The sequence below is a fragment of the Streptomyces sp. NPDC127177 genome (genome assembly GCF_042672475.1).
Lineage (GTDB): Bacteria > Actinomycetota > Actinomycetes > Streptomycetales > Streptomycetaceae > Streptomyces.
Genome location: NZ_JBHXUW010000015.1, coordinates 113,743 through 134,184, shown reverse-complemented (window position 1 = coordinate 134,184; position 20,442 = coordinate 113,743). Strand labels below are relative to the sequence as shown.

The window sequence follows — 20,442 nt, the reverse complement described above, 5'->3', positions numbered from 1 at the left end:
GCGCCCGGCCGATTCTTCCGGCCGGGCGCCCCTTCGCGTACGTCGTCTCTACGCCGCCGCTACGCCGACTTCTCGTGCCGGCCGTCGTCGTTCTTCCCGATCGTCCGCGGCTCGCGCGGGACCAGGGTCGGGTTGACGTTGTTGCGGACCACGTCCGCCGTGATGACGACCCGGGCGACGTCCTTGCGGGACGGCACCTCGTACATCACCGACTGGAGGACCTCCTCCATGATGGCGCGCAGACCGCGCGCACCGGTCTGGCGCAGGATCGCCTGGTCGGCGATGGCCTCCAGTGCCTCACGCTCGAAGTCCAGCTCCACGCCGTCGAGTTCGAACAGCCGCTGGTACTGCTTCACCAGGGCGTTGCGCGGCTCGATGAGGATCTGGAGCAGGGCCTCGCGGTCGAGGTTGTGGACCGAGGTCAGGACCGGGAGGCGGCCGATGAACTCGGGGATCATCCCGAACTTCACCAGGTCCTCCGGCATGACCTCCTGGAACTGGTCGCTCGCCTGGATCTCCAGCTTGGAGCGGATCGTGGCGCCGAAGCCGATGCCCTTCGCGCCGGCCCGGGACTCGATGATCTTCTCGAGGCCGGAGAACGCGCCGCCCACGATGAACAGCACGTTCGTCGTGTCGATCTGGATGAACTCCTGGTGCGGGTGCTTCCGGCCGCCCTGCGGCGGTACGGAGGCGGTGGTGCCCTCCAGGATCTTCAGCAGGGCCTGCTGGACGCCCTCGCCCGAGACATCGCGGGTGATCGACGGGTTCTCGCTCTTGCGGGCGACCTTGTCGATCTCGTCGATGTAGATGATCCCGGTCTCGGCCTTCTTGACGTCGTAGTCGGCGGCCTGGATCAGCTTCAGCAGGATGTTCTCGACGTCCTCGCCGACATAGCCGGCCTCCGTCAGCGCCGTCGCGTCCGCGATGGCGAACGGGACGTTGAGCATGCGGGCCAGTGTCTGCGCGAGGAGGGTCTTGCCCGAGCCCGTGGGGCCCAGCAGCAGGATGTTGGACTTGGCGAGCTCGATCGCGTCGTCGCGGCTCGCCCCGCCGCCGTTCTCCCCGGCCTGGACCCGCTTGTAGTGGTTGTACACAGCGACCGAGAGAGCCTTCTTCGCGGGCTCCTGGCCTACGACGTACCCCTCGAGGAACTCGTAGATCTCGCGCGGCTTGGGAAGTTCCTCCCACCGCACCTCGGAGGTCTCCGCGAGCTCCTCCTCGATGATCTCGTTGCAGAGATCGATGCACTCGTCGCAGATGTACACACCGGGTCCCGCGATGAGCTTCTTCACCTGCTTCTGGCTCTTTCCGCAGAACGAGCACTTGAGCAGATCGCCGCCATCACCGATGCGTGCCACGAGGTGCTTCCCCTTCGCCTGGGAGACGCCTGGTTCAGCGGCTCCTGTGCCTCTATCCGACGGTACCTTGCCTGGGCCCCCGTTCGGGCCCCCCTTGGCACGGTTCACACGGCCGAGGCCGGATGACCCTGCCGTACCAAGGGGTAAAGGCCGACGTCAGGCGGCCGCTCCGGCCGCGCTCTTACGGGTCGCCACGATCTGGTCGACGAGACCGTAGGCCAGGGCGTCCTCGGCCGTCAGGATCTTGTCGCGCTCGATGTCGTCGCGGATCTTCTCGATGGGCGTGGTGGAGTGCTTTGCGAGCAGCTCCTCCAGCTGGGTCCGCATCCGCAGGATCTCGTTGGCCGCGATCTCCAGGTCGGAGAGCTGCTCACGGCCGGTCTGCGAGGACGGCTGGTGGATCAGGATACGCGCGTTCGGCAGCGCCAGGCGCTTGCCGGGCGTACCCGCGGCGAGCAGGACGGCCGCGGCGGAGGCCGCCTGGCCCATGCAGACCGTCTGGATGTCCGGCTTCACGAACTGCATCGTGTCGTAGATCGCGGTGAGCGCGGTGAACGAGCCGCCGGGGCTGTTGATGTAGATCGAGATGTCCCGGTCGGGGTCCATCGACTCCAGGCACAGCAGCTGTGCCATGACGTCGTTGGCGGAGGCGTCGTCGATCTGCACCCCGAGGAAGATCACGCGCTCCTCGAAGAGCTTCGCGTACGGGTCGTACTCACGCACGCCCTGCGACGTGCGCTCCACGAAGCGCGGGACGATGTAGCGGTTGTCCACCTGCGGGCCGGTGTAGAGGCCGCTCGCAGAGGCGCCGGAGAAGTTGTTCATGTGGGTGTTCACCATCCTGGTGGCGTTCTGTGGGCTGGATGTCTCGGCGTACGAGAGATGCGGTGCGGTGGCGCGGTCCGGGGTAACCGGATCAGGCGCCGGTGCCGCCGCCGCCCGGAACGCCCGACGCGATCGTGATGATCTCGTCGATGAGGCCGTAGTCCTTGGCCTCCTCCGCGGTGTACCAGCGGTCGCGGTCGCCGTCGCGGATGATCGTCTCCACGGTCTGGCCGGAGTGGCGGGCGGTGATCTCCGCCATCCGCTGCTTGGTGCGCAGCAGGTACTGGGCCTGGATCTTGATGTCCGAGGCCGTACCGCCGATACCGGCCGAGCCCTGGTGCATGAGGATGTCGGTGTTCGGGAGCGCGAAGCGCTTGCCGGCGCTGCCGCCGGTGAGCAGGAACTGGCCCATCGAGGCCGCCATGCCCATACCGATGGTGACCACGTCGTTCGGGATGTACTGCATGGTGTCGTAGACCGCCATGCCCGCCGTCACCGAGCCACCGGGGCTGTTGATGTAGAGGTAGATGTCCTTGTCCGGCTCCGCGGCAAGGAGGAGCAGCTGCGCGGTGATCTTGTTGGCGATGTCATCGTCGACCTGCTGGCCGAGGAAGATGATGCGCTCGCCGAGCAGTCGGCTGTAGACCTGGTCACCGAGGCCTCCACCGAGGGACGGCTCTCCGGCGGCGTAGGGCATCAGATTCGTCACGTATCCACCTGCTCGTCTCTGACGGCTCCGGCCGTCTCAGCGTCTTCGTACCGGGTGGGCCGGGACTCCCCGACCCTTCCTCTTCATGGACCCTAACGCGCAGGTGGGACAACGCCATCCCGCTTCCGCAACTGTTCGCTGGGAGCGCAAGCTCCGCAGTCCGCACACGGGTTGTGGGCGACGTCCGCCGATACGACGACGGGCTCCGGACGCGATTGCGTCCGGAGCCCGTCGTACGGGTTCAGCGCGAGGCTCAGGCCTCGGTCTTCTCCTCGGCCGGGGCCTCGGTGGTGCCCTCGGCGGCCTCGGCCGCCTCGGTGGCCTCCTCCGCCACGTCCTCTTCGTCCTCCAGCTCGACGACCTCACCGTTGGTGTCGACGACCTTGGCGGCCTCGACGACGACGGCGAGCGCCTTGCCGCGGGCGACCTCGCCGACGAGCATCGGCACCTGGCCACCCTCGACGACGGCCTGGGCGAACTGGTCGGGGCTCATGCCGGAGGACTGCGCGCGCCGCATGAGGTGCTCGGTGAGCTCCTCCTGGTTGACGTTCAGCTTCTCCTTGTTGACGAGCTCGTCAAGGATGAACTGGGTCTTGATGCCCTTGACGGCCTGCTCGGACGTCTCGGCCTCGAACTCCTCGAGGGTCTTGCCCTGGATCTCCAGGTACTTCTCCAGGTCGAGACCCATCTGGCCGAGCTGGTGGTGCTCGAGGTTGTGCTTGCGGGTCTGGACCTCGTCCGCGAGCAGCTTCTCGGGGATCGGGACCTCGGCGAGCTTGAGCAGCTCCTCCAGGACGCGCTCCTGGGCCTGGGTGGCCTGGTCGTACTGCTTGGTGCTCTCCAGGCGCTTGCGGCTGTCGGCCTTGAGCTCGTCGAGCGTGTCGAACTCGCTCGCCATCTGGGCGAAGTCGTCGTCCAGCTCGGGAAGCTCGCGGGCGGCGACGGCGGTGACCTTGACGGTGACCTCGGCCTCCTTGCCCTCGGCGGAGCCGCCCTTCAGCTCGGAGGTGAAGGTGGTCTCGCCGCCCGCCTCCAGGCCGGTGACGGCGTCGTCGATGCCTTCGAGGAGTTCACCGGAACCGATGGTGTACGAGACACCCTCGGCCACGCCGTCCTCCAGGACCTCGCCGTCGACCTTGGCCTGCAGGTCGATCGTGACGACGTCGCCGTCGGCGGCGGCGCGCTCGACCGGGTTGGTCGAGGCGAAGCGCTCGCGCAGCTGCTCCACGGCCTTCTCGACGTCCTCGTCGCTGACCTCGAGGGCGTCGACGGTGACCTCGATGCCGGAGTAGTCCGGAATCTCGATCTCGGGGCGTACGTCAACCTCGGCGGTGAAGGCCAGCAGTTCGCCGTCCTTCAGCTCCGTGATGTCGACCTCCGGCTGGCCGAGGACGTTGAGCTCTCCCTCGTTGACGGCCTCGGTGTAGAACTTCGGGAGCGCGTCGTTGACGGCCTCCTCCAGCACAGCACCACGGCCGAACCGCTGGTCGATGACCCGGTTGGGGATCTTGCCCTTGCGGAACCCCTTCACCGTGACCTGCTGGTTGATCTTCTTGTACGCCGCGTCGAGGCTGTCCTTGAGCTCCTCGAAGGGCACCTCAATGCTGAGCCGAACCCGGGTCGGGTTCAGGGTCTCCACGGCGCTCTTCACGGTTCGGTCTCCTTGGTGGCTGACTTCTTGGGGTTCTGCTCCACCGCACAGGAGGCGGCTTCGCGGACCGAGCCCGGTACATCAGACACACGGGCACGCATTTTGCATAGTAACGGCAAGGGGGAGGACTCCCACAATGCGATCTTGCCGGTGGTCGGGGTGGCCGGATTCGAACCGACGACCTTCCGCTCCCAAAGCGGACGCGCTACCAAGCTGCGCCACACCCCGTCGGTGCGACACGTAGGGTACATGCAGACCGGCGGTACATCCGCCGCTTTCACGGGGGCGCGCGCATCGTGGGGCTTCGTGCCGCGATCGGGTGTGCGGGCAGGGCCCGCGACCCGCTACGATGCTTCTCGTACCGCGGTCCCGGTGACCTGCGGTGCGCTGCATGCGGGCGTAGCTCAATGGTAGAGCCCTAGTCTTCCAAACTAGCTACGCGGGTTCGATTCCCGTCGCCCGCTCCAATCACTCAGGGCCAGGTCAGAGGTTCATCCTCCCACCTGGCCCTGACGTGTTTCCGATCTTCGTTTCGCCCTACGTGCCCGCTGCGTGCCCGTTTGGCGACTGGACGTTCTATGCCAGGGCGCTCAGCGCCGCCCGTATCTACGAGTAACCGCGTGCCCGCTCCGTGCCCGACACGACGGGGAGCAGCTGGGAATGGTGGGACCAGCGGCTCCCGACGAGCCCAGCCGCAGGTCAGCAGGCTCGCGGGTCAGCATCCGCATACGGGGTCTTCCGAACCAGCCACGCGGGTTCGATTCCCGTCGCCCGTCGCCCGTCGCACGCCTAGGGCCCGGCGGACATCTCCTGGATGACCGTCGGACCGGGCCTCTTGCGTTGCCCGTCTGTCCCCCGCGCGGAGCGGTCCCGGATCAGAAGCTGATCTGGTTGATGCTCTGCGCTATCGAGTCCATGAACTTCTGGATCGACGGCGCCATGCCGGTCGATGCCAGGAAGAAGCCGAAGAGCACCGCGACGATCGCGGGTCCGGCCTTGATGGAGCCACCTCGGATCAGGACCACCAGGATGATCGCCAAAAGAAGCACCACAGACAGTGAAATGGCCACGACTGATCACACCCTCGGTCGGTCCGCCTTGCCGGCCCGGAGGCGTGCGCCACGAGCACTCCTCCGTTGGCGTCCATCGTGCCACCAACTCCCCTGTGGTCGCTGCCAGGTGACGGATGCACCGGTCGGGATCGCGCCATCTTGCGCCGCCTGTGCGCCCTTGCGCGACGCCTCGGCAGGACCCACGGCCCCGCAGCCGCAGGGTGCGGGCCGGAGGACGCCCGCACCAATGAGCCAATCAACAGGAATGATCACATCGGTGATCGTTTCTGTACCCACACACTTCATTCACATGCAATTCTCAGATTTGAATGCGATGTAATTCACCCCTCCCAACTGCCTGTTGATATGCACCATTTAAGGAGGATTAACCAGTCCATACCGGGCAAAATTTGAACGTTTGGCTTTACGTCGAACGGGAACACGCGATATCCGATGACGGTTTTACGAAATCCAATCGAGACGTCTAGGGTGCTTGAGATGTTCCACGCTCCGAACGTATTTCAGAGGGCCACGCTTCCCCCGGCGACCCGGGAGTCGGAGCCCAGACACCAGGACCGGGCCTCGGCCCCGGAAGCCCCCACGGCGGTCGCGGTGGCGGAGCGGCCCGCGCAGAACGCCCCCGCGAAGAAGCGTGACGCCTACTTCGACAACGCCAAGTACCTGGCCATCGTGCTGGTCGCTGTGGCGCACTCATGGGTACCCGTCATGGAGGGAAGCCGGGCGGCGCGCGCGCTGTACATGGTGACGTACACCTTCCACATGCCGGCCTTCATCCTCATCTCCGGCTATTTCTCACGCTCGTTCACCCTGACGCCCCCCAAGGTGAAGCGCCTGGTCACGGGCGTTGCCGTGCCGTACATCGTCTTCGAGACCGCGTACTCGCTGTTCCGCCGGTACGCGAACGACACCCCGGACGCGGCGATCAGCCTGCTGGAGCCCTGGTACCTCACCTGGTTCCTGGCCGCGCTGTTCATCTGGCGGCTCACCACCCCGATCTGGCAGAACCTGCGCCACCCTCTGACGGTCTCGCTCGTCATCGCCGTCCTCGCCTCGTTCGCCCCCAGCATCGGTGACGACCTCGACCTGCCGCGCGTCCTGCAGTTCCTGCCGTTCTTCGTGCTCGGACTCCAGCTCAAGCCCGAGCACTTCCAGCTCGTCCGCCGCCGCGAGGTCCGGCTGCTCGCCCTGCCCCTGTTCGCCGGTGCCGCGGTCTTCGCCTACTGGGCGGCCCCCCGGATGCAGCTGGGCTGGTTCCTGCGCGACTCCAGCGCCCAGGACATGCACGCCCCCTGGTGGTCCGGCGCGGTGATGACCCTCGCGCTGTTCGGCTGCGCGACGCTGCTCACCATCGGGTTCCTTGCCTGGGTGCCCCGCCGCCACATGTGGTTCACCGTGCTGGGCGCCGGGACGATCTGCGGCTATCTGCTGCACGGGTTCTTCGTGAAGGGCGCCGACTACGCCGGGGTCTTCGACCACAACGAGTGGCTGGTGTCGCCGACCGGTCTGGTGATCGTCACCCTGGTCGCCTCCGCCGGCGTGACGCTCCTGTGCACGCCGCCGGTGCGACGGGCCCTGCGGTGCGTGACCGAGCCCGACATGAACTGGGCCTTCCGGCGGGACGCCGCCAAGCTCTGAGCCCGCACAGTGGAGCCCGGCCCCCGCATGAGGGCCGGGCTTCGCCGTGTTGGCTCAATACCGCTGTTCGGTGGGCGATTTCGGCTAGGCCGGCCAGAGCAGCCTCCGCACCTGCGCATACTTCTCGGTCAGTCGGGTACGGGTCGCCGGATCCAGCGCCGCGAGGCGCGCCGGGTCGGTGTTGTGCGCGAGATCGGACTCCTTGATCAGCAGCGCGCCCGGGGTGGCCAGGATGCGCCGGGTGTACGCCGGCAGATCCTCCCCGTCCCGTTTGGTGACGGCGAGAACCATGTCCTTGACCTGCTGCGGCAGCGCCGCTTCTGCCAGCCATCGCGCCGGCAGCGCATCGTCCTCGACCGCGTCGTGCAGCCAGGCCGCGGCGATCTGGTCGTCGCTGCCGCCCCTGCTCCGCACCCCCTCCGCGACTGCCGCGAGGTGCTCGGCGTACGGCCGGCCGGCCTTGTCGCGCTGACCGGCATGGGCCTCGCGGGCGATGCGCTCGACTTCGGCCAGGGTCAACTGCTCGCGTGGTCCTGTCATGGCCCGACTCTACGGACGCGCCGACCCGGCGGACGTGCCGGCTCCACGGACCGGCCGAGGGCCGCCCGGCGTCGGGGAAGGTTGCAACGTCAATCGTTCGGTAAACTAATTACTGACGATTCTTTGACGTTCTCTTGACCAAGTGAAGGACTGGGCTCATCGGACACGCAGACACGCTCATCGCCATGGGCGGCGCCTTCCTCGCCGCCGCCGTTCTCGCCCGCGTCGGCAGCCGCATCGGACTGCCGACCATCCCCCTGTTCATCCTGGCCGGGATCCTGCTCGGCCCGCACACCCCCGGCATCGTCCTCGTCGCCGATCCGCACGACCTGGAGATGCTCTCCGCGCTCGGCCTGGTGCTGCTGCTCTTCTACCTCGGCCTGGAGTTCCACCTCGACGACCTGAAGGCCGGCGGGCGCAAGATGGCGCTCGCCGGGGGCACCTATCTCGCCCTGAACGTCGGCGCCGGGCTCGGATTCGGCTTCGCACTCGGCTGGGGCACCTCGGAGGCGCTGGTACTCGCCGGGGTGCTGGGCATCTCGTCCTCCGCCATCGTCACCAAGGTCCTCGTCGACCTGGGCCGGATCGGCAACCCGGAGACCAGGCCGATCCTCGGCATCATCGTCGTCGAGGACGTCTTCCTCGCGCTGTACCTGGCGGCCCTCCAGCCCATCCTCTCGGGCGCCGACAGCCTCTCGGCGGCAGCGGTCGACGGCGGTAAGGCCTTCGGCTTCCTGCTGGTGCTCGCCCTGGCGGCCCGGTTCGGCACCAGGCTCATCAGCAAGCTCATCAACACCAAGGACGACGAGCTCCTCGTCATCTCCTTCCTCGGCGTGGCGGTCCTGGTGGCGGGCATCTCGGAGTGGTTCGGCGTCGCCGACGCGATCGGCGCCTTCATGGTGGGTCTGATGCTGGGCAGCACCTCGTCGGGCGAGCGCATCCTCAAGCTCGTCCACCCGCTGCGCGACGCCTTCGGGGCGATCTTCTTCTTCGCCTTCGGCCTCTCCATCAACCCCGGCGACCTGCCGGGCGTGGTGTGGCCGGTGCTGGCAGCCGTCATGGTGACCCTCGCCATGAACGTCTTCGCCGGGATGGCCACCGCCAAGCTGTACGCGTTCGGGGCGCAGGCCACTGCGAACATCTCCACCACCCTGGTGGCGCGCGGCGAGTTCGCGCTCATCCTCGCCACGATGGCGGCGGGCGCGGGGCTGGACGAGCGACTGGCGCCGTTCATCGCCGGATACGTGCTCGTCCTGGCGGTCCTGGCCCCGCTGGCGGCCGGTCGCTCGCACTGGCTGGCGAGGATCCTGCCGGGCCGGCACGATCCCGTACCCGTCCCGATCCGGTGACGGGGCGAACGCCGTTGACGTACGCCCGGTTCGATCGGTTTGCGTACGGTTCAGGATTTACGTGACAGCAGCAGGAGCGCCCGGTCGTCGTTGACGTCCTTGGCGCAGGCCTCGATGAGATGCCAGGCCGCGCCCTCGAAGCCCGTCGAGACATAGCGGTCGGCCTCGCCGGTCAGCCGGTCGATGCCCTCCGCCATGTCCCGGTCGGACGTCTCCACCAGTCCGTCGGTGAACAGCATCAGTACGTCCCCGGGGGCCAGCGAGCCCTTCACGGCGTCGAACTGCGCCCCGTCGTACACCCCGAGCAGGGGGCCCTCCGCGGCCATCTCCTCCCACCGGCCGCTGCCGGCGTGGAGCTGGAGGGCGGGGGGATGGCCTGCCGAGAGGAGTTCGTAGTCGCCCGACTCGAGGTCCAGCACCAGATGGATCGAGGTGGCGAAGCCCTCCTCCCAGTCCTGGCGCAGCAGGTAGCCGTTGGCCGCGGGCAGGAAGCCGTGCGACGGCAGCGAGCCGAGGAGCCCGCCGAAGGCGCCGGACAGCAGCAGGGCGCGGGAACCCGCGTCCATGCCCTTGCCGGAGACGTCGGTGAGCACGGCCTCCAGAGTGCGGCCGCCGTTGGTGCGGGCCGCGACGACGAAGTCGCCGGAGAAGGACTGCCCGCCCGCCGGGCGCAGCGACATCTCGCGGTGCCAGCCCTGCGGGAGCCGGGGCAGCGCGCTCTGGACGCGGATGCGTTCGCGCAGGTCGAAGAGCATGGTGCCGCCGCGCCGCCACGGGACACCGACCCTGGCGCGGAACTGGGCGAGCACCAGCCCGAAGAAGCCGCAGGCCGCGACCGTCAGCACGGTTCCGGGGGTGACCCCGATCGTGCCGTCCTTGTACGGGCCGAGCGAGATGGACTCGACGATCAGGGCCGCGGCGGCCGCCGCGTACAGACCGAGCAGGCTGGCGGGCCGCAGCAGGAGGCCACCGGCGACGATCGGCAGGACGAGCGCGGTCGGTGAGCACCACACCGGATTGAGCAGGGTCGCGCAGGTGATGGCGGGGACGGTGAGCAACAGGGCGGCCAGGGCGATCCAGTCGGAGCCGTCGCCGCGGAAGTAGTCGACGCCGGATCTGCGCAGCGTGCTGCGTACCCGGTGCACCGATTTTCGCAATCGGGCCGGGTATGTCTCTGCTCCTGCGCGTCGGGCCATTGCGGGGACCTTATCCACCCGGCGGCTTCCGGTGCAGGGGGACCCCTGTGACAATGCGTTCGAAATCGGGTCGCTTGTCCGTCGCGGCCCTGGTAGGCATGGCATATGACTACAGAGCTCCGCGTATTGCGCCCGTCCGAATGGAACCAGTGGTTCGAGTCCTTGGAGCTCGCCTTCGGAGGGGTTCCGGAATCGCCCGAGGAGCGCGGGCACGCGGAGTCGGTGACGGAGCACGAGCGGTCGCTCGGGATCTGGGACGGCGATGACGTGGTCGCCACGGCGGGGGCGTTCAGCTTCCGGCTGGCCGTTCCGGGCGGCGCGCTGGTGCCGGCCGCGGGCGTGACGATGGTCAGTGTCGCGACCACCCACCGCAGGCGCGGGCTGCTGACCTCGATGATGCGCCGACAGCTCGACGACGTACGGGCGTTGGGCGAGCCGCTCGCGGTGCTCACGGCGTCGGAGCCGGCGATCTACGGCCGCTACGGGTACGGGGCGGCGACCCGCCAGATGTCCCTGGCGATCGACACGGACCGGGTGCGGCTGTCCGTCCCCCGGGGCACGGACGAGGTCCGGCTGCGGTACGCGAAGAAGGACGAGGCCGTCGAGGCGTGCGAGAGCGTGTACGCCCGCCTGGTGGCCGGGCGGCCCGGCACTCCGGCCCACGGCCCGGGCTGGGAGCGCAAGTCGCTCGTCGATCCGGCGGGTTCGCGGCAGGGCGGTTCGGCCTTGCAGTGCCTGCTGGCCGAGCGGGACGGCGAGGTGGTGGGATACACGACTTACCACATCAAACCGGACTGGGACACGTCGGGCCCCAAGGGCCGGATCGTCGTGAGCGATCTGGCGGCGCTGGATCCGGCGGCGTACGCGGCGCTGTGGCGGTTCCTCTTCGGGATCGACCTGACGTCGACGGTCGAGGCGCGGAACCGGCCGGTGGACGACGCGGTGCTGCACCTCGTATCGGATGTGCGGCGGTGCGCGATCGGGATCCGGGATTCGCTCCACGTACGACTGGTGGACGTGGGCGCGGCGCTGGAGGCGCGGAGCTACCGGGGGCCGGTGGACGTGGTGTTCGAGGTCGAGGACACCTTCTGCCCCTGGAACGAGGGGCGTTGGCGGCTGACGGCCGACGCGAAGGGGGGCGCGTCGTGCAAGCGGACGGATGACGCGGCGGATCTGGCGCTGTCGGTGAGGGAGTTGGGTACGGCGTATCTGGGCGGCGAGTCGCTGGGGGCGCTCGCCCGGGCCGGGCGGGTGCGGGAGCTGCGGGCGGGGGTCCTGGCGGAGGTGTCGTCGGCGTTCCTGTCCGACGTTGCGCCGTGGTTGCCGCGGGGGTTCTAGGGCGCGGTGGGGCCTGTCCGGCGACGGGCTTCGGCCTCGATCGCCGGACGGGCTCGGTTTCGCCCGGACGGGCTCGGGAGTCAAGCCCGTCCGGCGGGTGAGGACAGAGTGGGCCCGTCCGGCGGTCGAGAGCGGGCGCGCGGTCCGGGTGACCCGCGCTCAGCGGGACTGGCAGCCCGGGCACCAGAACAGGTTGCGGGCGGACAACTCCGCCGTGCGGATCTCCGTACCGCAGATGTGACACGCCTGCCGGGCCCGCCGGTAGACGTAGACCTCGCCGCCGTGGTCGTCCACCCGCGGCGGCCGGCCCATCGCCTCGGGCAGGTGCGCGGGGCGGACCGTGTCGATCCGGTTGTTGCGCACGCCCTCGCGCATCAGCTCGCCCAGGTCCGCCCAGATCGCGTCCCACTCGCGGCGGGTGAGGTCGCGGCCGGGCCGGTAGGGGTCGATGCCGTGCCGGAACAGGACCTCCGCCCGGTACACGTTGCCCACGCCCGCGACGACCTTCTGGTCCATCAGCAGGGCGGCCACCGTGATCCGGCTGCGGGAGATCCGCTGCCAGGCGCGCTCGCCGTCCTCGTCCGAGCGCAGCGGGTCGGGGCCCAGCCGCTCGTGTATCGCCCGCTTCTCGGCGTCGGTGATCAGCGCGCAGGTGGTGGGGCCGCGCAGATCCGCGTGGTGCTCGTCGCTCACGATCCGCAGCCGGACCGTGTCGGTGGGCGGCGGGGCCGGGGCCGTACCGAATCCGAGCTTGCCGAACAGGCCGAGGTGGATGTGGACCCAGCCCACCGCGTCGAAGCCGAGGAAGAGGTGCTTGCCGTGCGCGTCCACGCCGTCCAGCACCCGGCCGTCGAGCAGGGCGGCGCTGTCGGCGAACTTGCCCTGCGGGCTGCTCACCCGCACCGGGCGTCCGCCGAACCTGTCCAGGTGGTCCGCCGCCAGGCGGTGGATCGTGTGTCCCTCGGGCACGGCGGCGGCTCTCCTGGCTGGGGCGGGTGCGGACATGGCTGTGCCGCCGGGGGCTCCGGCGGCACGGCGGGAAGCGGGTCGGTCAGCCCTGCTGCGGGTGGTGGGCCGGGACCGGGGGGAGCTCGCCGGTGTTCTCGTAGGCCGTGAGCATCTCGATGCGGCGGGTGTGCCGCTCCGCGCCGGAGTACGGAGTGGCGAGGAAGATCTCGACGAACTTGGTGGACTCCTCGGCCGTGTGCATCCGGCCGCCGATGGAGATCACGTTGGCGTCGTTGTGCTCGCGGCCCAGCGCGGCGGTCTGCTCGCTCCAGGCGAGCGCGGCACGGACGCCCTTGACCTTGTTCGCGGCGATCTGCTCGCCGTTGCCGGAGCCGCCGATCACGATGCCGAGGCTGTCCGGGTCCGCGGCCGTCTTCTCGGCGGCGCGCAGGCAGAACGGCGGATAGTCGTCCTCGGCGTCGTAGATGTGGGGACCACAGTCGACGGCTTCGTGGCCTTGGGCCTTGAGCCACTCGACGAGGTGGTTCTTGAGTTCGTAGCCGGCATGGTCGGAGCCGAGGTACACGCGCATGTGAGGAGTGTGGCACGAGCTGCGGCGGGTAATCGACGACGGGGTGCGGTGTGGTCCTGATGTGCGGACTCTGTGTGATCCGAGCCACTGAGGCAACGATCGGGTCAACGATACGGAGGTTGGGGTTCCGCTTTCGGGGTCGTCCGGGCTTCAATGCAACGCTCGCCGCACACCACCGTGTCGCGGCGGGTCACGCAACCGAGTGATCCGAAACGTAAGGATTCGATCCATGACGTCGCAGACGACTCTGGCCGGCCCGGGCCAGCAGCCCGAGGGGCCGGACCGTTCCGACCGGACGGGCCCCGAGGACGGGCTCCAGGCCGGTCTCAAGAACCGTCACCTCTCGATGATCGCGATCGGTGGTGTGATCGGCGCCGGCCTCTTCGTGGGTTCGAGCGCCGGCATCGCCGCCGCCGGACCGGCGATCCTGCTGTCGTACGCGCTGGTCGGCCTGATGGTCGTCTTCGTGATGCGGATGCTCGGCGAGATGGCTGCCGCCCGCCCGGCCTCGGGCTCCTTCTCAGCCTACGCCGACCAGGCGCTGGGCCGCTGGGCCGGTTTCTCCATCGGCTGGCTGTACTGGTTCTTCTGGGTCGTGGTGCTCGCCGTCGAGGCCACGGCGGGGGCCAAGATCCTGGAGAACTGGGTGCCGGGCGTCCCGCAGTGGGCCTGGGCGCTCATCGTGATGCTGGTGCTGACCGCGACGAACCTGGTCTCGGTCGGCTCGTACGGCGAGTTCGAGTTCTGGTTCGCCGGGATCAAGGTCGTCGCCATCGGCGCCTTCGTGATCGTCGGTCTGCTCGCCGTCTTCGGCGTGCTGCCGGGTTCGGACAACGCCGGCTCGGGGCTGGCCCATCTCACCGACACCGGCGGCTTCTTCCCCAAGGGGCCGGGCGCCATCCTCACCGGTGTGCTGATGGTGGTCTTCTCCTTCATGGGCAGCGAGATCGTGACGCTGGCGGCCGGTGAGTCGGAGAACCCGCAGCGCGCCGTCCAGAAGGCCACCAACAGTGTGATCTGGCGGATCGCCGTCTTCTACCTCGGTTCGATCTTCGTCGTGCTGACGCTCCTCCCGTGGAACGACGCCTCGATCATGGAGAAGGGCAGCTACGTCGCCGCGCTCGACTCGATCGGCATCCCGCACGCCGGCCAGGTGATGGACGTCATCGTGCTGACGGCCGTGCTCTCCTGCCTCAACTCCGGCCTCTACACGGCCTCCCGGATGGCCTTCTCGCTCGGCGGGCGCGGCGACGCCCCGCAGGCGTTCGCCCGGACCAACAAGCGGGGCGTGCCGCAGGCGGCGATCCTCTCCTCGGTCGTCTTCGGCTTCGTCGCCGTCTTCTTCAACTACCAGTGGCCGGACACCGTGTTCGCGTTCCTGCTGAACTCCTCGGGCGCGGTCGCCCTGTTCGTCTGGCTGGTCATCTGCTTCACCCAGCTGCGGATGCGCGGCATCATCCTGCGCGAGTCGCCCGAGAAGCTGGTCGTGCGGATGTGGCTCTTCCCGTATCTGACCTGGGCGACCATCGCGATGATCTCCTTCGTGCTGGTCTACATGCTGACCGACGACGCCGGTCGCGAGCAGGTGCTGCTCTCGCTGCTGGTCGCGGTCCTGGTGGTGGCGTTCTCGCTGGTGCGCGAGGCACGCGGGCGCCGCGGCGGCACGCCCGGCGCCCCGGTCGAGAAGGCCGACAGCTGATTGCCCATACCTGACGGGACCTGTCAGGTATAGCGGGGAGGCTCTCCGTCGTAAGCCATCGAGCGAGCGACTGGAGAGCCTCCGCCATGACTGCCGCCCCTGCCGATTTCCCGCCCGGTTTCCAGACCGGTTTCCCGATCCGACCGGATCTCGTCGTGGAGGCCGCCGAGGCCGAGGACGTACGCGAGGCAGTGGCGCGCGCCGCCGGCGACGGTCTCCGGGTCGCCGTCCACGCCACCGGGCACGGGCTGCCGGGTGCCGTCGAGCGCGGGGTCCTGATCGACACCGGCCGGATGGACTCCGTGCGGATCGACCCGGCCCGCCGGACCGCCACCGTCGCGGCGGGCACCACCTGGGCGCAGGTGGTGCGGGCCGCGGCACCGCACGGGCTCGCCCCGCTGAACGGCTCCGCCCCCGGGGTGGGCGCCGTCTCCTACACGCTGGGCGGCGGGCTGGGCATCATGGCCCGGGAGTTCGGGTACGCCGCCGACCACGTGCGGTCACTCGACGTGGTGACGGGCGACGGGGTGCTGCGCCACGTCACCCCCGAGGAAGAGCCCGATCTGTTCTGGGGGCTGCGCGGCGGGGGGCACCGGCTCGGCGTGGTGACGGGGCTGGAGATCGGGCTGGCCGGGGTGGCCCGGCTGTACGGCGGCTCGATCGCCTTCGACGGGGACGGCGGTGCCGGGGCAAGGGTGCTGCGGCGCTATCTGGAGTGGACGCGGACCGTGCCGGGGACGCTGACCTCGTCGGTCTCCGCGCTCGTGTACCCGGACGCACCGCAGCTGCCGGAGCCGTTGCGGGGCCGGTACGTCATCTCGGTGCGGGTCGCGTACACCGGCACCGAGGCCGAGGGGGAACGCCTGGTGGCGCCGCTGCGGGCGATCGGGCCCGCGCGGGCGGACTCGCTGCGGGAGCTGCCGTACACCGACAGCCACACCATCCACAGCGATCCGCCGTTCCCCCACGCGTACTACGGGGACGGGCTGATGCTGAGCGGGCTGGATCCCGCACGCGCGGCGCGGGTGCTGGAGCTGACCGGCCGGAAGGCCCCGATGATGACCGTGGTCCAGCTCAACCACCTGGGCGGGGCACTGGCCACCGCTCCCGCGGTGGATAACGCGGTGCCGTACCGCGGGGCCGGATTCCTGCTGCGGCTGCTCTCGCCGCTCGACGGCACGGACGTGCCCTCCGTGCGGGCCCTGTACGAGGAGGTCGCCGGGGCCCTCGCACCGTCCGTCATGGGCCGTTCGCTGAACTTCTCCTTCGGCGGCGGGGACCGCACCGGGGGCTTCCACGACGCGCGGACGCGCAAGAGGCTCGCCGGTCTGGTGTCGCGTCACGACCCGGCCAGCCTCTTCGGAGGTGCTTACGGAAGCGGTGGCGTCAGCCGCGGCGGCCGATGAGCTTCCAGGACGCGGGCAGCGCGCCCATCGCGAGCGCGGCCTTGAGCGCGTCGCCGAGCAGGAACGGCGTCAGGCCCGCCGCGATCGCGGCGCTCGCCGACATGCCGGTGGACAGCGCCAGGTAGGGCACGCCGACCGCGTAGATGATGGCCGAGCCGAGCACCATGGTGCCCGCCGTCCGCAGCACCGAGCGGTCGCCGCCGCGGCGGGCGAGGCCGCCGGCCACGGTCGCGGCGAGCAGCATGCCCAGCACATAGCCGAACGAGGCGCCGCCGGGGCCGGAGCTGCCGGCCGAGAACCACGGCATGCCGGCCATGCCGACGAGTGCGTACACCGCGAGGGAGAGGAAGCCCCGGCGGGCGCCGAGCGCGGTGCCGACCAGGAGCGCGGCGAAGGTCTGGCCGGTGACCGGGACCGGGGAGCCGGGGACGGGCACGGCGATCTGGGCGGCTATGCCGGTGAGCGCGGCGCCACCGAGCACCAGGGCGGTGTCCACCGCGTAGCGGTGCCGGGCGGCGGGCAGCAGGTCGGCGAGGACCGCTCCGGTACGGACGGGGGCGGCGGCAGCAGTGCTCATCGGGACTCCGCGAGGTGAGGGCAGGCAGGACGGGGCAGATCCTGACGTTAGCCGACGGAGCAACGCTCGATCACCATCAGCGGCCCACAAAGCGGCGGTTGGACAGTTAGTGGGTTTCGTACAACGAACAGCGCGCAATCATTGCGAGGAGTGACACTCGTCACGGAGGTGGGGAGGGATTCACCTCGAACGGGCCGGGCAGGAGAATCGGGGTCGGACTGTGAACTCCCTCTAAAAGTCCGATCCATGAAGACCCCCCGTCCCCCGCGGCGGAGTGTGCGCCCCGTGTGAGCTCGGTGCCCGTATAGCGGACGGCCGTTCCGCCTGAACGGGGCGCACGTTCAGACTGTGTACCCGTCCCCCTCTCACCGACCGAACAGAGCCCGTCCATGTCCCGGACCTCCGTGCCTCCCCCCACCGGCGCCCCGGCCGTCAACTCCGACAACCGGACCGACTCGGCCCTCACCCACGGACTCAAACAACGCCATCTGTCGATGATCGCCCTCGGCGGCGTCATCGGCGCCGGGCTGTTCGTCGGCTCCGGCGCGGGTATCGCCGCCGCCGGACCCTCGATCGTCATCGCGTACGCCGGCTCCGGGCTGCTCGTCATGCTCGTGATGCGGATGCTCGGCGAGATGTCGGCGGCCAACCCGGCGTCCGGCTCCTTCTCCGTACACGCCGAGCGGGCGATAGGCCCGTGGGCGGGGTTCACGGCGGGCTGGGCGTTCTGGGTGCTGCTCTGCGTCGCCGTCGGCATCGAGGGCATCGGGGCGGCGAAGATCGTCACCGGCTGGCTGCCCGGGACCCCGGAGTGGGCCTGGGTGGCACTGTTCATGGTGGTGTTCCTGGGGACGAACCTGGCCTCGGTGACGAAGTTCGGCGAGTTCGAGTTCTGGTTCGCCGCGCTGAAGGTCGTCGCGATCACCCTGTTCCTGGTGCTGGGCGTACTGGCGATCCTCGGGGTGCTCCCGGACACGGACGCGCCGGGCACCGCCAACATCAGCGGCGACGGCGGCTTCGTGCCGAACGGCTCCGAGGGACTGGTCATCGGGCTGCTCGCCTCCGTCTTCGCGTACGGCGGCCTGGAGACCGTCACCATCGCCGCGGCCGAGTCCGAGAATCCGGTGCGCGGCGTCGCGAAGGCCGTACGGACGGCGATGTGGCGGATCGCGCTCTTCTACGTCGGCTCGATGGCGGTCATCGTCACGCTCGTCCCGTGGGACGACCCGAAGGTCGTGGAGGTCGGTCCGTTCTACGCGGCCCTGGACCACCTCGGCATCAGCGGCGCGGCGGAGATCATGAACGTGGTGATCCTGGTGGCCCTGCTCTCCGCGATGAACGCCAACATCTACGGCGCCTCACGCATGGCCTGCTCCCTGGTCGCCCGCGGACAGGGGCCGAAGCGGCTCGGCCGGATCTCGTCCGGTGTGCCGCGTGGCGCCGTCCTCGTCTCGTCCGTGTTCGGCTTCCTGTGCGTGCTGCTGAGCTACTGGCGGCCGGACGACGCCTTCCCCTGGCTGCTCAACATGACCGGCGCGGTGATCCTGGTCGTCTGGATCTTCATCGCCGTCTCGCAGCTGATCCTGCGCACCCGGCTGGAGCGCGAGGAGCCGCAGAAGCTGGTGGTCCGGATGTGGCTGTTCCCGGCCCTGACGGTGGTGGCCCTGCTGGCCATGGTGGGCATCTTCTTCCTGATGCTGCGCCAGCCCGACACCCGGGACCAGCTGCTGGCGACGGGTGCGCTGACGGCGGTCCTGATCGTCGTCGGCGTCCTGCGGCAGCGGCGATCCACGACGTCGCCCCCGGGGACGACGGACGCGTAACCACGCCGGACGGAAACGCCGGGCGGGCCGGAGCGATCCGGCCCGCCCGGCGTTTTCGTGTGCGCCGGGCGTTTCCGTGCGCGCTCGGCGTTTCCGTGCGCGCCGGGGGCGTCCGGGCGAGGCCGTTGGCCCTACGCCGAAGGACTGATCCTCCCTCAGCCACTGCCGCTGCTAGCCTGCTCTTGCATATAGGTTGCAATAACAACTTGGAAGCAGCTGGAGGGTTCGAACCATGGCCACGTACACGCTCCCGGAACTCCCGTACGACTACGCGGCGCTCGAACCGGTCATCAACCCGCAGATCATCGAGCTCCACCACGACAAGCACCACGCCGCGTACGTGAAGGGCGCGAACGACACCCTGGAGCAGTTGGAGGAGGCGCGCGACAAGGAGGCCTGGGGAGCGATCAACGGGCTGCAGAAGAACCTCGCGTTCCACCTGTCCGGCCACATCCTGCACTCGATCTACTGGCACAACATGACCGGTGACGGCGGCGGTGAGCCCCTCGCGGCGGACGGTGTCGGCGGCCTCGCGGACGCGATCACCGAGTCGTTCGGCTCCTTCGCGGGCTTCAGGTCCCAGCTGACGAAGGCCGCGGCCACCACCCAGGGCTCCGGCTGGGGCGTTCTCGCGTACGAGCCGGTCAGCGGGAAGCTGATCGTCGAGCAGGTCTACGACCACCAGGGCAACGTGGGCCAGGGCTCGGTGCCGGTCCTCGTCTTCGACGCCTGGGAGCACGCCTTCTACCTGCAGTACAAGAACCAGAAGGTCGACTTCATCGAGGCGATGTGGCGCGTCGTCAACTGGCAGGACGTGGCGAAGCGGTACGCGGCCGCCAAGGAGCGCGCGGACGTACTGCTGCTCGCCCCCTGACGCCGCGCCGAGGGGCACAGAACGTCCTGCCTCGTGATCGTCTTCTCAACCTTCACCGGGCAGGCGGATGAACGAAGGGCCCCCGCGAGGACATGACTCGCGGGGGCCCTTCCATGCCCGCACACCGGCCCGTCGGCTACTCGGTGACCAGCGCCATCAGCAGCCCGTCGTACCCCTTGCTGCCGACGGTCTGCAGCGCGGTCGCCGTCAGGGTGGGCTCGGCCGCGACGAGTTCGGTGAACCGGCGCACTCCCCGCACCTTCGGGTCCTGGCTCCCGCCGTCGGTCACCTCTCCGTCGCGTACGACGTTGTCGGCGACGATCAGACTGCCGGGCCGGGTCAGCTTCAGCGACCAGGCCAGATAGTCGGGGTTGCTCGGCTTGTCGGCGTCGATGAACACGACGTCGAACGGCCCGTACCCCTGCGCCGCGAGTTCCGGCAGTGTGTCGAGGGCCGGGCCGACGCGGATCTCGACGACGTCGGACAGGCCGGCCCGCTCGATGTTCCCGCGCGCCACCTCGGCGTTGCCCGGATCGGCTTCGAGCGTGACGAGCCCGCCTCCCTCGGGGAGCGCGCGGGCCAGCCAGATGGTGCTGTACCCGCCGAGGGTGCCGATCTCCAGAACGGTGCGCGCACCCTGGAGCCGGGCCAGCAGGTTCAGCAGCTTCCCCTGGTTCGCCGCGACCTGAATCGCCGGCAGCCCGGCCCTGTCACTGGCCTCGACGGCCGCGTCCAGGGCCTCGTCCGGGCCCAGCAGAAGAGCGTTGAAGTAGTCGTCGACCTCGGTCCAGCGCGCCTGCGTCATGGTGGTTCCCTCCCGGCCCCTGTAAGTTCCTCAAGGGAACTTAC

At 69.4% G+C, this 20,442-nt stretch carries 18 protein-coding genes and 2 tRNA genes; 8 read left to right on the top strand and 12 right to left on the bottom strand.

The window, feature by feature from the left end:
• Positions 1-59: 59 nt before the first annotated feature.
• The 5 genes from clpX to ACFVJX_RS12325 form a co-directional block, all read right to left on the bottom strand.
• Positions 60-1,358 (bottom strand): ATP-dependent Clp protease ATP-binding subunit ClpX, encoded by a 1,299-nt coding sequence (gene clpX, locus ACFVJX_RS12345; protein WP_327336834.1) that lies wholly within the window; start codon positions 1,356-1,358, stop codon positions 60-62.
• Positions 1,359-1,514: 156 nt separating this feature from the next.
• Positions 1,515-2,198: an ATP-dependent Clp protease proteolytic subunit gene (locus ACFVJX_RS12340; protein WP_384136304.1), complete on the bottom strand. Its 684-nt coding sequence runs from the start codon at positions 2,196-2,198 to the stop codon at positions 1,515-1,517.
• Positions 2,199-2,274: 76 nt separating this feature from the next.
• On the bottom strand, positions 2,275-2,880 hold the full coding sequence (locus tag ACFVJX_RS12335; protein ID WP_384136306.1) for an ATP-dependent Clp protease proteolytic subunit: 606 nt from the start codon (positions 2,878-2,880) through the stop codon (positions 2,275-2,277).
• A gap of 265 nt (positions 2,881-3,145) precedes the next feature.
• Positions 3,146-4,543: a trigger factor gene (tig, locus tag ACFVJX_RS12330; RefSeq protein ID WP_384136302.1), complete on the bottom strand. Its 1,398-nt coding sequence runs from the start codon at positions 4,541-4,543 to the stop codon at positions 3,146-3,148.
• Between the two features lie 151 nt (positions 4,544-4,694).
• Positions 4,695-4,771: transfer RNA gene (locus tag ACFVJX_RS12325), tRNA-Pro, on the bottom strand.
• A 165-nt stretch (positions 4,772-4,936) separates the two neighbouring features.
• On the opposite strand from ACFVJX_RS12325, the gene ACFVJX_RS12320 reads away from it, so the two are divergent.
• Positions 4,937-5,010: transfer RNA gene (locus ACFVJX_RS12320), tRNA-Gly, on the top strand.
• 408 nt (positions 5,011-5,418) lie between these two features.
• Here the strand turns inward: ACFVJX_RS12320 and ACFVJX_RS12315 are convergent.
• Positions 5,419-5,613, bottom strand: a complete 195-nt coding sequence (locus tag ACFVJX_RS12315) for a hypothetical protein (RefSeq protein WP_123471025.1) — start codon at positions 5,611-5,613, stop codon at positions 5,419-5,421.
• A gap of 480 nt (positions 5,614-6,093) precedes the next feature.
• Between ACFVJX_RS12315 and ACFVJX_RS12310 the strand changes: the two genes are divergently transcribed.
• A complete protein-coding gene (locus ACFVJX_RS12310) occupies positions 6,094-7,251 on the top strand; it encodes an acyltransferase family protein (protein ID WP_384136300.1) in 1,158 nt (385 codons plus the stop codon).
• A gap of 84 nt (positions 7,252-7,335) precedes the next feature.
• On the opposite strand, the gene ACFVJX_RS12305 is transcribed toward ACFVJX_RS12310, so the two are convergent.
• Positions 7,336-7,791 carry an HD domain-containing protein gene (locus tag ACFVJX_RS12305; protein ID WP_384136298.1) on the bottom strand — a complete coding sequence of 152 codons (456 nt, stop codon included), beginning with the start codon at positions 7,789-7,791 and terminating at the stop codon, positions 7,336-7,338.
• Positions 7,792-7,976: 185 nt separating this feature from the next.
• Between ACFVJX_RS12305 and ACFVJX_RS12300 the strand changes: the two genes are divergently transcribed.
• Positions 7,977-9,140, top strand: a complete 1,164-nt coding sequence (locus tag ACFVJX_RS12300) for a cation:proton antiporter (RefSeq protein ID WP_384136296.1) — start codon at positions 7,977-7,979, stop codon at positions 9,138-9,140.
• Between the two features lie 50 nt (positions 9,141-9,190).
• On the opposite strand, the gene ACFVJX_RS12295 is transcribed toward ACFVJX_RS12300, so the two are convergent.
• A complete protein-coding gene (locus ACFVJX_RS12295) occupies positions 9,191-10,336 on the bottom strand; it encodes a PP2C family protein-serine/threonine phosphatase (protein WP_384136294.1) in 1,146 nt (381 codons plus the stop codon).
• 105 nt (positions 10,337-10,441) lie between these two features.
• On the opposite strand from ACFVJX_RS12295, the gene ACFVJX_RS12290 reads away from it, so the two are divergent.
• Positions 10,442-11,674 carry a GNAT family N-acetyltransferase gene (locus ACFVJX_RS12290; RefSeq protein ID WP_384136292.1) on the top strand — a complete coding sequence of 411 codons (1,233 nt, stop codon included), beginning with the start codon at positions 10,442-10,444 and terminating at the stop codon, positions 11,672-11,674.
• 159 nt (positions 11,675-11,833) lie between these two features.
• Here the strand turns inward: ACFVJX_RS12290 and ACFVJX_RS12285 are convergent, their stop codons facing one another.
• Together ACFVJX_RS12285 and ACFVJX_RS12280 are read right to left on the bottom strand one after the other, a co-directional pair.
• Entirely contained in the window at positions 11,834-12,643 is an 810-nt protein-coding gene (locus tag ACFVJX_RS12285; RefSeq protein WP_384136290.1) for an Fpg/Nei family DNA glycosylase, read from the bottom strand.
• Positions 12,644-12,725: 82 nt separating this feature from the next.
• Positions 12,726-13,214, bottom strand: a complete 489-nt coding sequence (locus ACFVJX_RS12280; RefSeq protein ID WP_384136288.1) for a ribose-5-phosphate isomerase — start codon at positions 13,212-13,214, stop codon at positions 12,726-12,728.
• Between the two features lie 229 nt (positions 13,215-13,443).
• Between ACFVJX_RS12280 and ACFVJX_RS12275 the strand changes: the two genes are divergently transcribed.
• Together ACFVJX_RS12275 and ACFVJX_RS12270 are read left to right on the top strand one after the other, a co-directional pair.
• The gene (locus tag ACFVJX_RS12275; protein ID WP_384136287.1) at positions 13,444-14,913 is read left to right on the top strand and encodes an amino acid permease; all 1,470 of its coding nucleotides are present in this window, start codon (positions 13,444-13,446) and stop codon (positions 14,911-14,913) included.
• 86 nt (positions 14,914-14,999) lie between these two features.
• Complete coding sequence (locus tag ACFVJX_RS12270) at positions 15,000-16,319, top strand: FAD-binding oxidoreductase (protein WP_384136285.1); 1,320 nt, start codon at positions 15,000-15,002, stop codon at positions 16,317-16,319.
• Here ACFVJX_RS12270 and ACFVJX_RS12265 read toward each other — a convergent pair.
• A complete protein-coding gene (locus ACFVJX_RS12265; RefSeq protein ID WP_384136283.1) occupies positions 16,300-16,896 on the bottom strand; it encodes a biotin transporter BioY in 597 nt (198 codons plus the stop codon). The two genes, ACFVJX_RS12270 and ACFVJX_RS12265, sit on opposite strands and share 20 nt — an antisense overlap.
• Positions 16,897-17,285: 389 nt before the next feature.
• Between ACFVJX_RS12265 and ACFVJX_RS12260 the strand changes: the two genes are divergently transcribed.
• A complete protein-coding gene (locus ACFVJX_RS12260; protein ID WP_384314273.1) occupies positions 17,286-18,719 on the top strand; it encodes an amino acid permease in 1,434 nt (477 codons plus the stop codon).
• Positions 18,720-18,951: 232 nt separating this feature from the next.
• Complete coding sequence (locus ACFVJX_RS12255) at positions 18,952-19,593, top strand: superoxide dismutase (protein ID WP_384135639.1); 642 nt, start codon at positions 18,952-18,954, stop codon at positions 19,591-19,593.
• Between the two features lie 136 nt (positions 19,594-19,729).
• Here ACFVJX_RS12255 and ACFVJX_RS12250 read toward each other — a convergent pair whose 3' ends face one another.
• Positions 19,730-20,398 (bottom strand): O-methyltransferase, encoded by a 669-nt coding sequence (locus ACFVJX_RS12250; protein WP_384135637.1) that lies wholly within the window; start codon positions 20,396-20,398, stop codon positions 19,730-19,732.
• Between the last annotated feature and the right edge of the window lie 44 nt (positions 20,399-20,442).